Genomic DNA, 12,583 nt, shown 5'->3' with positions numbered 1-12,583 from the left:
GTTTTCCCTAGGAATGCCCGCAGACCCGGCCGCGCAACGCGGTCCGCGCCCAGGAGTCCCCGTCTTGAACAGCATCCCCACCACCGCCGGCGGCACGGCCACGCCTGCCGCCGCCTCGGGCTTTGCCCGCGCCGTCTTCTCGCTCGGCGTGGGCGGCTTCGCCATCGGCACCGGCGAGTTCGTGGTCATGGGCCTGCTGCCCGAAGTGGCGGCCGACATCGGCACCACCATCCCACAGGCCGGCCACGTGATCAGCGCCTACGCGCTGGGCGTGGTGATCGGCGCGCCGGTGCTCGCGGTGCTGGCCGCCGGCATGGGCCGGCGCGCACTGCTGGTGGCGCTGATGGCGGTGTTCGCGCTCGGCAACTTCGCCAGCGCCGCGGCGCCTGGCTACTGGTCGCTGAACCTGCTGCGCTTCGCGGCCGGCCTGCCGCACGGCACCTACTTCGGCGTGGCCGCCCTGGTGGCTGCCGCGCTGGCGCCGCCCGGGCGCCGCGCCCAGGCCGTCGGCCTCGTGATGCTGGGCCTGACCAGCGCCACGCTGGTCGGCGTGCCCATCGCCGCGGCGCTGGGCCAGTGGCTGGGCTGGCGCGCGGCCTTCGTGCTGGTCGGCGTGATCGCGCTGGCCGCCGCCGTGCTGGTGCAGCGCAACGTGCCCGAGCTGCGGCCCGACGCGGGCGCGAGCCCGCTGCGCGAACTCGGCGCGCTGGCCAGGCCCCAGGTCTGGCTCACGCTGGGTATTGGCGCCATCGGCTTCGGCGGCATGTTCGCGGTGTTCAGCTACATCAAGCCCACGCTGCTCGAAGTGGCCGGCATGCCCTTGTCCTGGGTGCCCGTGGTGCTGGCCTTGTTCGGCCTCGGCATGGTGGCCGGCAACCTGGCCGGCGCACGGCTGGCGGACCGTGCGCTGATGCGCACCATCGGCGTGATGCTGGTGTGGGCTGGCGGGGTGCTGGCGCTGTTCACGCTGATGGCACACCACCCCGTCACGGCGGCATTGAACCTGTTCATGGTGGGCACCATCGTGGCCATCGGCCCGGCGCTGCAGGTGCGCCTGATGGACGTGGCGGGCGACGCGCAGACGCTGGCCGCCGCGCTCAACCACTCGGCCTTCAACGTGGCCAACGCGGTGGGCGCCTGGCTCGGTGGCGTGGCGATCAGCGCCGGCTTCGGCTGGACCTCCACGGGCTGGGTCGGCGTGGCGCTGGCCATGGCCGGGCTGGCCGTGTACTTCTGGGCGCTGGCCAACGCGCGGGCCCAGGCGCGACGCAACGCCGCCGTGGCGCCGCACCAGTGCGCCGAGCAGGCGGGCTGAGGCCCGCCTAAGCCAGGCCGCGCGCGAGCATTCGGCCCTCGCGCGCCAGCACCTCCAGCGCGCCCTCGCGGTAGGCGCAGCGCCCGTTCACGTAGACCGCCACCACGCCCACGCTGGCCTGCACCGGCTTGTCGTAGGTCGCCATGTCGGCGATGCGCGCGGGGTCGAACACCACCACGTCGCCCGCATGGCCCACGCGCAAGAGGCCGCGGCCTGCAAGGCGGAAGTTCTTCGCCGTCATGCCGGTCATCTTGTGCACGGTCTGCTCGAGTGTGAACAGCCCGCGGCCGCGCCAGTAGCGCGCGAACACGCGCGGGAACGCGCCCCACAGCCGCGGGTGCGGGTGCCGGTCGTGTGGCAGGCCATCGCTGCCGACCATGGCCAGCGGATGGGCGATCACGCGCTCCACGTCGTCCTCGCGCATCTGGAAGTAGCAGGCGCCACCCGGCATGAGCCGGCGCGCGGCGGCCTTCTGGTCCACGCCCCACTCGGCCGCGATGTCGGCCACGAGGCGGCCCGTGAACTCGGGGTGGGTGTCGCTCCAGGTCAGCAGCACGTCGATGACGCCGTCGACCAGGTCTTCGCGCAGCACGGTGGAGCCGGCGACATAGGGATAGACGTCCAGCGCCACGTCCTGCCGCTTCGCCAGTTGGTCGATCAGCGGCAGCGTCTCGCGCGTGCGGCCCCACTGCGTGGGACCCGCGCACTTGTGGTGCGAGAGCACGAGCGGCACGCCGGCCGCGAAGGCGCAGTCCCCCGCCTCGTGCATGGCCTCCAGGATCGTTTGCATCTCGCTGCGCAAATGCGTGGCGTAGACGCCGCCGTGGCGCGCGACGACGCGGGCCAGGTCCGTCACTTCGTCGGCCGGCGCCGCGAACGCCTCCTCGTAGAACAGGCCGGACGACAGGCCCAGCGCGCCATCGGCCATGGCCGCGTCGAGCAGCGCTGCCATGGTGGCGCGTTCCTCGGTCGTGGCAGCCCGCGTGAGATCGTCCATGGCCGCGAAGCGCAGCGTGGTGTGGCCGATCAGCGCGGCCACGTTGAGCGCGGGCCGCGCGGCGGCCACGGCGTCGCGGTAGGCCGCCAGCGTGGCGTAACGGAAGGAGTCGGCGCCCAGCAGGGTCAACGGCGGCCTGGCCTGCGCCGTGGCGTACGGCGTCAGCGAGATGCCGCAGTTGCCCGTGACCACGGTGGTGATGCCTTGCGACAGCTTGGCCAGGTACTCGGGGGTGCGCAGCACGATGGCGTCGTCGTGCGTGTGGCAGTCGATGAAGCCGGGCGCGATGGCCTGGCCACTGCAATCCACCACCGCCACGTCGGCGATGTCCAGGCCGGCCGGCAGGCGCTGGCGCAGGCCTGCGCCCAACGCGGCGATGCGGCCGCCCACGAGCAGCAGGTCGCCGGTCCACGACGGGCCGCCCGAGCCGTCGACGATGAGGCCGTTCTCGAACAGGGTGGATTCAGCCACGTTGCACTCCATCGCCATCCCAGCTCTGCAGCGGATGGGTCCGCACGTCCACGCCATGGCGCTGCAGCGCCTCGCGCACACCGCGCAGCCGGCGCACGGCGGGCTCGCCCACGCGCTGGGCGACCAGCACCGTCAGCACCTCGATCAGCGTCAGGTGCACGAGGTAGGCGTCGATGCCCACGTGCATCACCGCGTCGTCGGGCACGGTCAGGCCCAGCAGCCAGTCGGCGCGCGCAGCCAGCGGCGTGCCGGGCCGCGTGATGGCCACCACCTTGGCGCCCTGGGCACGCGCGATGTCCACCGCGTCGAGCAGGCTGGGCATGCCGCCCACGTGCGTGATGGCGATGACCACGCCACCGGCCTTCTGCGCGCCGGCCGCCACCTGCTGCAGGTGGTAGTCGGCCCAGGCCGTGGCCGACAGGCCCAGGCGGAACAGCCGGGCCTGCAGGTCGGTCGCCATGAACCACGAGGTGTTGCCCGCGCCGACGATGTCGATGTGCGTGGCGCCGGCGATGGCATCCACCGCGGCCTGCAGCACGTCCATGTCGAGCTGGTTGCGCACGCCGGCCACCGAGGCCGCGGCGCTGCGCGCGATCTTGCCGACCACCTCGTCGGCGGCGTCGGCGATGTTCACGCGCCGGTGCAGCGGCGAGCCGCCCAGCGCGAGCTCCTGCGCCAGCGCGAGCTTGAACTCGCGCAGGCCGGCAAAGCCCAGGTCGCGGCAGGTGCGCATGATGGTGGGTACCGAGCTGCCGCTGCGCTCGGCCAGCTGCTCGAAGCTCTCCTCCAGCGTGCGGTCGGGGTCTTCGAGCATGGCCTGCAGGATGGCGCGGCGCGTGGCCGGCGCCGCCTCGCGGGCCAGCGCGATGCGTTCGAGCAAGGAGGGCGTGGTGTTCATCAGAAGTGCAGCGTGACGGCATCCGTCACACGGTAGTCGTCCTCGACGATGGGCATCCAGTGCCATTTGTCGAAGGTGGTGCAGGGGTGCGAAATGCCCAGTCCGATGCGTTCGCCGACGACCGGGGCGGTTGCCTCGTCGGCGGCGTCCCAGCGCAGGTAGGCGTGCTGGTCGTTGAGGGCCGAGATGGTCCAGCTGGCGGGGATGGATTGCGGCGCCAGCACGCCGCGCGGCGCGCGCGCGAACGGGATGGGCATCTCCAGGTCGTAGGAGATGTCGCGCCGGCCGCAGGTCAGGATGGCCAGGCCGGGCTCGGGGCGCGACTGCACGGCGGCCCAGACTTCGAGCGCGGGCAGCAGGGTTTCGGTGCAGCCGCAGCGCTCGGCCACCGAGGCCAGCAGGCGCTTGTAGTTGCCGTGGTCGTGCGTCACGTAGCAGCCCGAGCGCAACAGGCCGCGCACGGGCCGGCCCAGCGCGGGCGTCAACCGGTCGGCCACGAGGTCGAAGATGGCCGAGCCGCCGGCCGAGAGCAGCACCTCGTCGTTCTCGAACAGGTCTTCGTCGGCGCAGAGCCGGGCGATGGCGTCCACGCGGGCCATCAGTGCGTTGCAATAGGCCGCGTCCGCATCGCTGCGGCCCGTGGCGCCGCCGCCTTCATAGCACTCGATTCCGGCCAGGCACACCGCCGTGCCGGCTTTCAGCGCGCGGGCCAACGTGGCGGCCTCGTCCTGCGTGCGGCAGCCCGTGCGGGCGCCTGGCACACCGATCTCCAGCATCACCTCGAAGGGCTGGCTGCCCGGGTGGGCGGCGAACCACTGTTCGATCAACGCGAGCTGGGCCAGCGAATCGACCAGGAAGGCCACGCGCAGGCCGGCGTGCGCGGCCAGCAGCGCCTGGATGCCGGCCAGGTCGTCGTCGGTCACGACCTGGTTGGCGATCAGCGTGCGGCGCGCGCCCGCCGCCACGCCCACGGCCAGTTGGGTCACGGTGGCGAAGGTCAGGCCCCAGGCACCCGCGGCCAGCTGGCGCGAGAACAGTTCGGGCGACATGGTGGTCTTGCCGTGCGGGGCGAGCTCGATGCCGCGTTCGCGCACGAAGGCCTGCATCCAGGCCAGGTTGTGGGCAAGCGCGCTGCGCTTGATGACGGCCAGCGGCAGCGGCAGTTTTCCGTCCAGCACATGCCAGCCCGCCTGGCCGATGGCGCTGCGCGCGAGCGGCGGCGAGGTGCGGGGGAAGCCCTTGTAGCGGGTGTCGAGGATGGGGTCGGTTGTCATGGTCGATTTCATCAGTGCACAGGTTGCGCGTGCAAGCTCATGCGACGCGACGGTTCCGGACCACGCCGATGGTGTGCTCTGCGCAGGGAAATAAAGGAGGAGCCCCGGGCCGCCTGCGGCCCTCGGCGGGGGACATTCCCGGAGCAGAGTACGCCGTCGGCGGGGGCCTCGCGCCACGGCACCGCGCAGAGTCTCATCTCAAAACCCTCCAGCAATCGGATGCCGCGCCACGAAATGCCCCCGCCCGACCTCCACCAGCGGCTGCACCACCGGCTCGTCGCCCACGGCGCGGATGGGGCTCGGAATCTCGCCTTCGATCAGCGCACGCTTGGCGTGCCGGCGCTGCGGGTCGGCCACGGGCACGGCCGCCATCAAGCGCCGCGTGTAGGCGTGCTGCGGATTCTCGAACACCGCCCGGCGCGGGCCGATCTCCACGATCTGGCCCAGGAACATCACGGCCACGCGGTGGCTGATGCGCTCGACCACGGCCATGTCGTGCGAGATGAACAAAATGGCCACGCCCATCTCGCGCTGCAGCTGCATCATGAGGTTGACGATCTGGGCCTGGATGGAGACGTCCAGCGCCGAGACCGATTCGTCGGCCACGATGACCTTGGGCTCCAGTGCCAAGGCGCGGGCGATGGCAATGCGCTGGCGCTGGCCGCCCGAGAACTCGTGCGGGTGGCGCTGCGCGGCCTCGGGTGGCAGCTGTACCTTCTGCAAGAGCCACTGCACCTTGGCCTCGCGCTCAGCCAACGTGCCGATCTTGTGGACCATGAGCGGCTCGGCCAGCGAGAAGCCCACGGTCTTGCGCGGGTCCAGCGAGGCGAACGGGTCCTGGAAGATGAACTGGATGTCGCGCCGCAGCGCCTGCACCTGGTTCACCGGCAGCTCCAGGATGTTGCGGCCGCCGAACTCGATGGCGCCGCCCTGGCTTTCCACCAGGCGCAGCAGCGAGCGGCCCGTGGTCGACTTGCCGCAGCCCGACTCGCCGACCACGGCCAGCGTCTCACCGGGGTGCAGGTCGAAGTTGACCTGCTCGACCGCGTGCACGCGGCGCGTGGCCTTGCCGAACATGCCGTTCTTGAGGTCGAAGCGTGTGACCAGGTTCTTCACGCGCAGCACGGGCGCGGCGCCCGGCGTGCGGGTGTCGGTCAGCAGCGCCGGCTCGGGCGCCGGCGCGCCGTCGACCTGCAACAGCTCGAAGGGCCGCGGCAGGTCCGTGCCCTGCATGGCGCCCAGGCGCGGCACGGCCGACAGCAGCGCCCGCGTGTAGGCATGCTTGGGGCGCGCGAACACGTCGTCGGTCGTGCCCTCCTCCACGCGGTCGCCGCGGAACATCACGAGCACGCGGTCGGCCACCTCAGCCACCACGCCCATGTCGTGCGTGATGAAGATCACGCCCATGTCCATGTCTTCCTGCAGCTGGCGGATCAGCCGCAGGATCTGCGCCTGGATCGTCACGTCCAGCGCCGTGGTGGGCTCGTCGGCGATCAGCAGCTGCGGCTTGCACGACAGCGCCATCGCGATCATCACGCGCTGGCGCATGCCGCCCGAGAGCTGGTGCGGGTACCGGCCCAGCACGTTGCGCGCCTCGGGGATGCGCACCAGTTCCAGCATGCGCAGCGCCTCGGCGCTGGCGGCCGCACGGTCCATGCCCTGGTGGGTGCGCACGGATTCGGCGATCTGCTCGCCGACCGTGAACACCGGGTTCAGGGAGGTCATGGGCTCCTGGAAGATCATCGCGATGTCGGCGCCGCGCACGGCGCGCATCTGCGCCTTGTCGGCCTGCATGAGGTCCAGCACTTGGCCGTTGCGCCGGCGCAACATGGCGCTGCCGCCGGCGATCTGGCCGCCGCCGTACTCGATCAGCCGCATCAGCGCCAGCGAGGTGACGGACTTGCCCGAGCCCGATTCGCCGACGATGGCCAGGGTGCGGCCACGGTCCACGTCGAAGGCCAGGTTGCGCACGGCATCGACCGTGCGCTCGGGCGTCCGAAAGCGCACGCTGAGACCGTCGACGGACAGCACACGGCTGTCGGGCATGTTCAGCGCGGCGTTGCGGCGCTCCAGGGTGACAGTAGCGTCCATGGTCATGCCGCCTTCTTGAGTTTGGGATCGAGCATGTCGCGCACGCCGTCGCCCAGCAGTTGCAACGACAGTGCGGTCAGGATGATGGCCAGGCCCGGGAACAGCACGACCCAGAACGCGCGCTCGGCGTACTGCTGGCTGCCCGCGACCATGGTGCCCCAGGTCGGGATCTCGGGTGGCACGCCCACGCCCAGGAAGGACAGGCCGGCCTCGGCCAGGATGGCGTAGGCGAAGATGAACGAGCCCTGCACCAGGATCGGCGAGAGCAGGTTGGGCAGCACGTGGTGCCACAGGATGTGTGGCGTGCGCGCACCGATGGCACGGGCCGCCTCCACGAACAGCAGCTCGCGCACCACCAGCGTGGAGGCCCGCACCACGCGTGCCACACGCGGCGTGTAGACCAGCACCAGGGCCAGCACCACGTTGGTCAGCGAGGCACCGAGGATGGCGACCAGCGCGATGGCCAGCAGGATGTCGGGGAAGGACATCATGGCGTCGACCACACGCATGATGGGCGTGTCCAGCCGGCGGAAGAAGCCGGCGATCAGACCCACGAAGGTGCCGAGCACCACGGAGCCCACGGCCGTCATCGCGGCGATGGACAGCGAGTAGCGCGCGCCGTGCACCACGCGGGCGTAGAGGTCGCGGCCCAGTTCGTCGGTGCCCAGCAGGTGCTCGGCGCTGGGGGCCTTGAGGCGTTCGAGCACGGCCGTGTCGTTGGGGTCGGCGCTGGCGAATACGGAAGCGCCCAGGGCGAGCACCACGATGGCGGCCAGCACGATGGCCGACAGCAGCACGATGCGGCGGCGGAACAGGCGGGTGAGGACGGCTTTCATGGCTTACACCTTGACCCGTGGATCGACGACCGCATAGAGCATGTCGATCGCGAAGTTGATGAACACATAGATCGCCGCGATGACCAGCAACGCGCCCTGGATCACGGGGTAATCGCGCCGCAGCACGGCGTTGACCACGAGGTTGCCCACGCCGGGCAGGCCGAACACGGTCTCGGTCACGACGGCGCCGCCGATCATGAGCGCGGTGGTCAGGCCCACCACCGTGACGATGGGCACCATGGCGTTGCGCAGCGCGTGCTTGAGCACGACGATGCCCTCCGAGAGGCCCTTGGCGCGCGCGGTGCGCACGTAGTCCTCGCCCAGCACGTCGAGCATGGAGGCCCGCGTGAAGCGCGTGATCAGCGCCGAGTTGAGCAGGCCCAGCACCACGGCCGGCAGCACCAGCGCGTGCAGACGCTCTGCCAGCGGTGCACCCGGGTCGCCGTAGCCCGAGACCGGGAACCAGCCCATCTTCACGGCGAAGATCTGGATCAGCACGATGCCGAGCCAGAAGCTGGGCACGCTGGCGCCCAGCATGGCCACGCCCGTGAAGACCTGGTCCACCGCCTTGCCGCGGAACACGGCCGAGACGATGCCGCAGGGGATGCCGATCAGCGCGGCCAGGCCCACGGCCATCAGCGTGAGCAGGGCCGTGGGTTCGGCGCGCTGCGCCAGGGCCTGGGTGACGGGCTGCTGCAGGAAGATGGAATCACCCAGGTTGCCCTGCAGCACCTCGCGCAGCCAGTAGCCGAACTGCACGGGCAAGGGCTTGTCCAGCCCGTACTGCTGCTGCACGCGGGCGATGTCGGCGGCCGTGGCCTGCTCGCCCAGCAGCACGGCCACGGGGTCGCCCGAGGCGGCGCGCGTCAGGATGAAGACAAGCACGGCGACGATGGCCAGCACGGCCAGCATGCCAGCAGCCTTGGAGAGGATGAAACGGTGCATGACCGGCTCCTTCGCGGTTCCTGGCTCTGCCGCTTACTTGATCCGGGCGTTCCAGAAGAACGGCCAGGTCGCAGGCTGGTAGTTCTCCAGCGCCGGGCTGCGTGCCGACAGGCCGCTGAACTTGCCGACGTTGATGTAGGGCACCTCGTCGTAGACCAGTTGCTGCACCTTGCCCCACAGCGCGCCGCGCTTGGCCGGGTCGGTCTCGGCGTTGAAGGCGGCCAGCGCGGCCTGCTTGGCGGGCGTCTCCCACCAGCCCGGCGCGCCGTCGCCCAGTTGCGGCGGCGACAGCATGGGCTCGGGGAACTGGCCCGAATGGGTGACGTAGATGTCCCAGAGCTTGGCGTCGTTGCGGCGCTGCACCAGCGTGGCCCAGTCGACCACGTTGAGGTCGGCCTTGAAGCCGGCGCGCTTGAGCTGCTCGGCCATCAAGAGCGCCATGTTGTAGTGGAAGTCGTACTGGCGGCTGGTCAGCACGCGGATGGGTTCGCCCTTGTAGCCGGCCTTGGCCGCAAGTTCCTTGGCCTTGGCCGCGTTGCGCTGGTTGTACTGGTCGGTGCCGGCCGTGGAATAGAACGGCGAACCCTTGGGGAAGTGGTTGCCCTCCACCGTGAAGAAGCGCGTGTCGCCGAAGCCGGCGGCCAGCATCTCGCCCTCGCCCAGCGCGGTCTGCAGGGCCTGGCGCAGCGGCTGCTTGGCCAGCACGCCTTCCTTGGTGTTGAGCACCAGGTAGGGGAAGCCGAAGGACGGCGTGAGCACGGGCACGGTCTTGCCGGCGGCCTTTTCCAGGCGGCTCAGGGCCTCCGTGGGCAGCAGGTCGGCGAAGTCGTACTGGCCGGCCAGTGCGCCTTCCACGCGGGTGTTGGCATTGGGCACGGGCACGAAGCGCAGTTCGCCGATCAGCGCCTCGCGCTTGCCGCCATAGCCGCTGGCCGGTTCCTTGCGCGCAGCGTATTGGGCGAAGCGCTCCAGCAGCAGATACTGGTCGGGCCGGCGCTCCTTGAACTTGTAAGGGCCGGTGCCCACGAAGTCCTTGAGTGGCGTGGCGATGGACTCCTTGGCCATGATGGCCGCCATGCCGCTGGGCAGCGCCAACTGGGCCAGGAGCGGCGCATAGGGCGCGGTCAGCGCGATCTCCACCGTGCCCGGCCCCTTGGCCTGGATGTGGGCCAGCTGCTTGCCGACTGCCTTGCCGCGCGGCGCCTGCTCCACCCAGCGCTGCAGGCTGGCCACCACGTCGTCGGCGCTCAAAGCGCGGCCGTTGTGCAACTGCACGTCCTTGCGCAGCGCGATGGTGTAGACCTTGCCGTCGGCCGAGATCTTCGGCGCGGCCTCGGCCAGCATGGGCACCACCTTCCATTGGGCGTCGAAGGTGTAGAGCGTCTCGTAGACGTGCTGCATGATGGTGCCCACCAGGTCGGCCGTGCTGGCCATCGGGTCCAGCGTCTGCGGCTCGGCCACCATGGCCAGCGTGGCGTGCGCGCGCGGCGCCTGCGCCAGGGCCTGCTGGGCGGCCGGCAGCAGCAGCGCCAGGGCCGCGGCGGCGTGCACCAGATTGCGGCGGCTGAGGGTGGGGGTCATGCTCATCGAGGCTCTCCTGTGGGGTCCGGATGCACCGGAAGTGTGAAAGTAAATTTCAGACAAACGAACTTTGCGCGAGGTTTGCAAGTTCCGCACCAGGGTTTTCCCGGCATCCAGGCTGTTAATCTGAAATAAACTTTCTCCACTTTTCACAGGAGCGTTCATCCATGCCACTCGAATACCTGGGCAACCCGCCCGCCGCCTCCGACCGCCAGGTCCGTCCGTTCTCGCCCGCCGTGCGCGCCGGCGACTTCATCTATGTGTCGGGCCAGGTGCCCGGCAATGCGCAGGGCGAGATCGTCGTGGGCGGCATCGAGGCGCAGACGCGCCAGGTCATGGAGAACCTGAAGGCCGCGCTGGCGCTGGCCGGTGCGACGCTGGACGATGTCTGCAAGTGCAACTGCTGGCTGCACGACGCGCGCGACTTCGGCGCGTTCAACCGCATCTACCTGGAGTACTTCCCGAACGGCAAGCCGGCGCGCTCGACGACCGAGGCGCGGCTGATGGTCGATGCCAAGGTCGAGATCGACGTGATCGCGTACAAGCCCAAGGGCTGAACGCCCTCCGGGGTCCGCAGTCCGCGGCGCCTGTTGAAGCCAGGCGCCAGGGCTGGGGGTCAGTGGGCCTCGGCCTGCTTGGCTGCGGCGATGGCGGCCGCTTCGTCGTGCCTGGCGCCGTTGAGGAACACGTTGAGCAGCACGGCCGCGATCGAGGTCAGCAGGATGCCCGACTCGATCAGCGCATGCAGGCCGTGCGGCATCCACTGCTTGAAGTTGGGCGCCAGCAGCGGAATCATGCCGATGCCGATGGACACGGCCACGATCATCGCGTTGTGGCGGTTGCCCTTGAAGTCCACGCCGCCCAGGATGCGGATGCCGGTGGCCAGCACCATGCCGAACATCACGATGCCGGCGCCGCCCAGCACCACGGTGGGCAGCGATTCCACGAGCGCCGCCATCTTGGGCAGGAGGCCCAGCACGATCAGGATCACGCCGCCAGCGACGCAGACATAGCGGCTCTTGACGCCGGTCACGGCCACCAGGCCCACGTTCTGCGAGAAGCTGGTGTAGGGGAAGGTGTTGAAGATGCCACCGATCAGCGTGCCCAGGCCGTCGGTGCGCAGGCCCCGCGCCAGCGTCTCCTGGCTGACCTTGCGCTCGGTCATCTCGCCCAGCGCCAGGAACATGCCGGTGGACTCGATCATCACCACGATCATCACCAGCGTCATCGTCAGGATCAGCAGCGGGTCGAACTGCGGCATGCCGAAGTGGAAGGGCAGCACCACGTCGACCCAGGGCGCCTTGCCTACCTTCTCGAAGGTCATGAGCCCCAAGGCGGTGGCGGCGATGCCGCCGATGACGATGCCCAGCAGTACCGAGATGTTGGCCACGAAGCCCTTGGCGTACTTCACGATCAGCAGGATGGAGACCAGTACCAGGGCCGAGATGCCCACGCCCGTGAGCTCGGCGTAGCGCGGGTTGGGCACGGTGGGCAGCAGGGCCAGACCCTTGGGAGCAGGCGGCAGTGCCGAACCCGGCGACGTGACGTCGGCCAGCCACTTCGCATTGGCCGGGTCGACGATGCTGGGCGCCGTCGGCCCGACCGGGTTGCCGAAGATCCAGTTGATGCCCACGCGCATCAGCGTGATGCCGATCACCGCGATGATGGTGCCGGTGACCACCGGCGGGAAGAAGCGCAGCATGCGGCTGATCAGCGGCGCGATCAGGATGGAGACGATGCCGGCACCGATGATGGAACCGAACAGCAGCTGCGCGCCGGCCGCGCCCGGGTTCGCGTTGGCGATGGCGACCATGGGCGCGACGGATGCGAAGGTCACGCCCATCATGACCGGCAGCTTGACGCCGAACCAGCGCGTGGCACCCAGCGACTGGATCAGCGTGGCGATGCCGCAGCAGAACAGGTCGGCCGAGATCAGCAGGGCCACCTCGTCGGGGCTGAGCTTGAGCGCACGGCCCACGATCAGCGGCACGGCGACGGCGCCGGCATACATCACCAGCACGTGCTGCAGGCCCAGCGCGGTGAGCTTGCCCATGGGCAGCTGCGCGTCGACCGGGTGGACGGAGGGCGAAGGGACGGAAGACATGGGCAGGCCTCTTCAACGTTGGCGGACTCGGAAATCCCCAGCAAGAATAGGGCCGGGTTGCCAAACGGAGA

The 12,583-nt window shown here is 70.2% G+C and carries 10 protein-coding genes; 2 read left to right on the top strand and 8 right to left on the bottom strand.

Features of this window, described 5'->3' with window-relative positions; translation table 11 throughout:
* Window positions 1-13 precede the first annotated feature (13 nt).
* The gene (locus ACSQ4M_RS09970; RefSeq protein ID WP_436189413.1) at window positions 14-1,315 is read left to right on the top strand and encodes an MFS transporter; all 1,302 of its coding nucleotides are present in this window, start codon (window positions 14-16) and stop codon (window positions 1,313-1,315) included.
* Between the two features lie 7 nt (window positions 1,316-1,322).
* Here the strand turns inward: ACSQ4M_RS09970 and ACSQ4M_RS09965 are convergent, their stop codons facing one another.
* From ACSQ4M_RS09965 to ACSQ4M_RS09935, 7 genes are all read right to left on the bottom strand, one after another.
* Window positions 1,323-2,795, bottom strand: a complete 1,473-nt coding sequence (locus ACSQ4M_RS09965) for an N-acyl-D-amino-acid deacylase family protein (protein ID WP_436193988.1) — start codon at window positions 2,793-2,795, stop codon at window positions 1,323-1,325.
* Window positions 2,776-3,681 carry a MurR/RpiR family transcriptional regulator gene (locus ACSQ4M_RS09960; RefSeq protein WP_436189412.1) on the bottom strand — a complete coding sequence of 302 codons (906 nt, stop codon included), beginning with the start codon at window positions 3,679-3,681 and terminating at the stop codon, window positions 2,776-2,778. Before ACSQ4M_RS09960 ends, ACSQ4M_RS09965 begins: the two co-directional genes overlap by 20 nt.
* A complete protein-coding gene (locus ACSQ4M_RS09955) occupies window positions 3,681-4,955 on the bottom strand; it encodes an amino acid deaminase (RefSeq protein WP_436189411.1) in 1,275 nt (424 codons plus the stop codon). Before ACSQ4M_RS09955 ends, ACSQ4M_RS09960 begins: the two co-directional genes overlap by 1 nt.
* 198 nt (window positions 4,956-5,153) lie before the next feature.
* The gene (locus ACSQ4M_RS09950) at window positions 5,154-7,046 is read right to left on the bottom strand and encodes a dipeptide ABC transporter ATP-binding protein (RefSeq protein WP_436189410.1); all 1,893 of its coding nucleotides are present in this window, start codon (window positions 7,044-7,046) and stop codon (window positions 5,154-5,156) included.
* A gap of 2 nt (window positions 7,047-7,048) precedes the next feature.
* Window positions 7,049-7,882, bottom strand: coding sequence for an ABC transporter permease (locus ACSQ4M_RS09945; RefSeq protein ID WP_436189409.1), 834 nt, complete (start codon window positions 7,880-7,882; stop codon window positions 7,049-7,051).
* A 3-nt stretch (window positions 7,883-7,885) separates the two neighbouring features.
* The gene (locus ACSQ4M_RS09940) at window positions 7,886-8,827 is read right to left on the bottom strand and encodes an ABC transporter permease (protein ID WP_436189408.1); all 942 of its coding nucleotides are present in this window, start codon (window positions 8,825-8,827) and stop codon (window positions 7,886-7,888) included.
* Between the two features lie 33 nt (window positions 8,828-8,860).
* Window positions 8,861-10,414 carry an ABC transporter substrate-binding protein gene (locus tag ACSQ4M_RS09935; RefSeq protein ID WP_436189407.1) on the bottom strand — a complete coding sequence of 518 codons (1,554 nt, stop codon included), beginning with the start codon at window positions 10,412-10,414 and terminating at the stop codon, window positions 8,861-8,863.
* A gap of 161 nt (window positions 10,415-10,575) precedes the next feature.
* Between ACSQ4M_RS09935 and ACSQ4M_RS09930 the strand changes: the two genes are divergently transcribed.
* Window positions 10,576-10,965 (top strand): RidA family protein, encoded by a 390-nt coding sequence (locus ACSQ4M_RS09930; protein ID WP_436189406.1) that lies wholly within the window; start codon window positions 10,576-10,578, stop codon window positions 10,963-10,965.
* A gap of 59 nt (window positions 10,966-11,024) precedes the next feature.
* On the opposite strand, the gene ACSQ4M_RS09925 is transcribed toward ACSQ4M_RS09930, so the two are convergent.
* Window positions 11,025-12,512, bottom strand: a complete 1,488-nt coding sequence (locus tag ACSQ4M_RS09925; RefSeq protein WP_436189405.1) for a nucleobase:cation symporter-2 family protein — start codon at window positions 12,510-12,512, stop codon at window positions 11,025-11,027.
* Between the last annotated feature and the right edge of the window lie 71 nt (window positions 12,513-12,583).

This window comes from Pseudorhodoferax sp. LjRoot39 (genome assembly GCF_964253035.1).
Lineage (GTDB): Bacteria > Pseudomonadota > Gammaproteobacteria > Burkholderiales > Burkholderiaceae_C > Pseudorhodoferax.
This window is presented reverse-complemented; position numbering and strand designations above follow the sequence as displayed.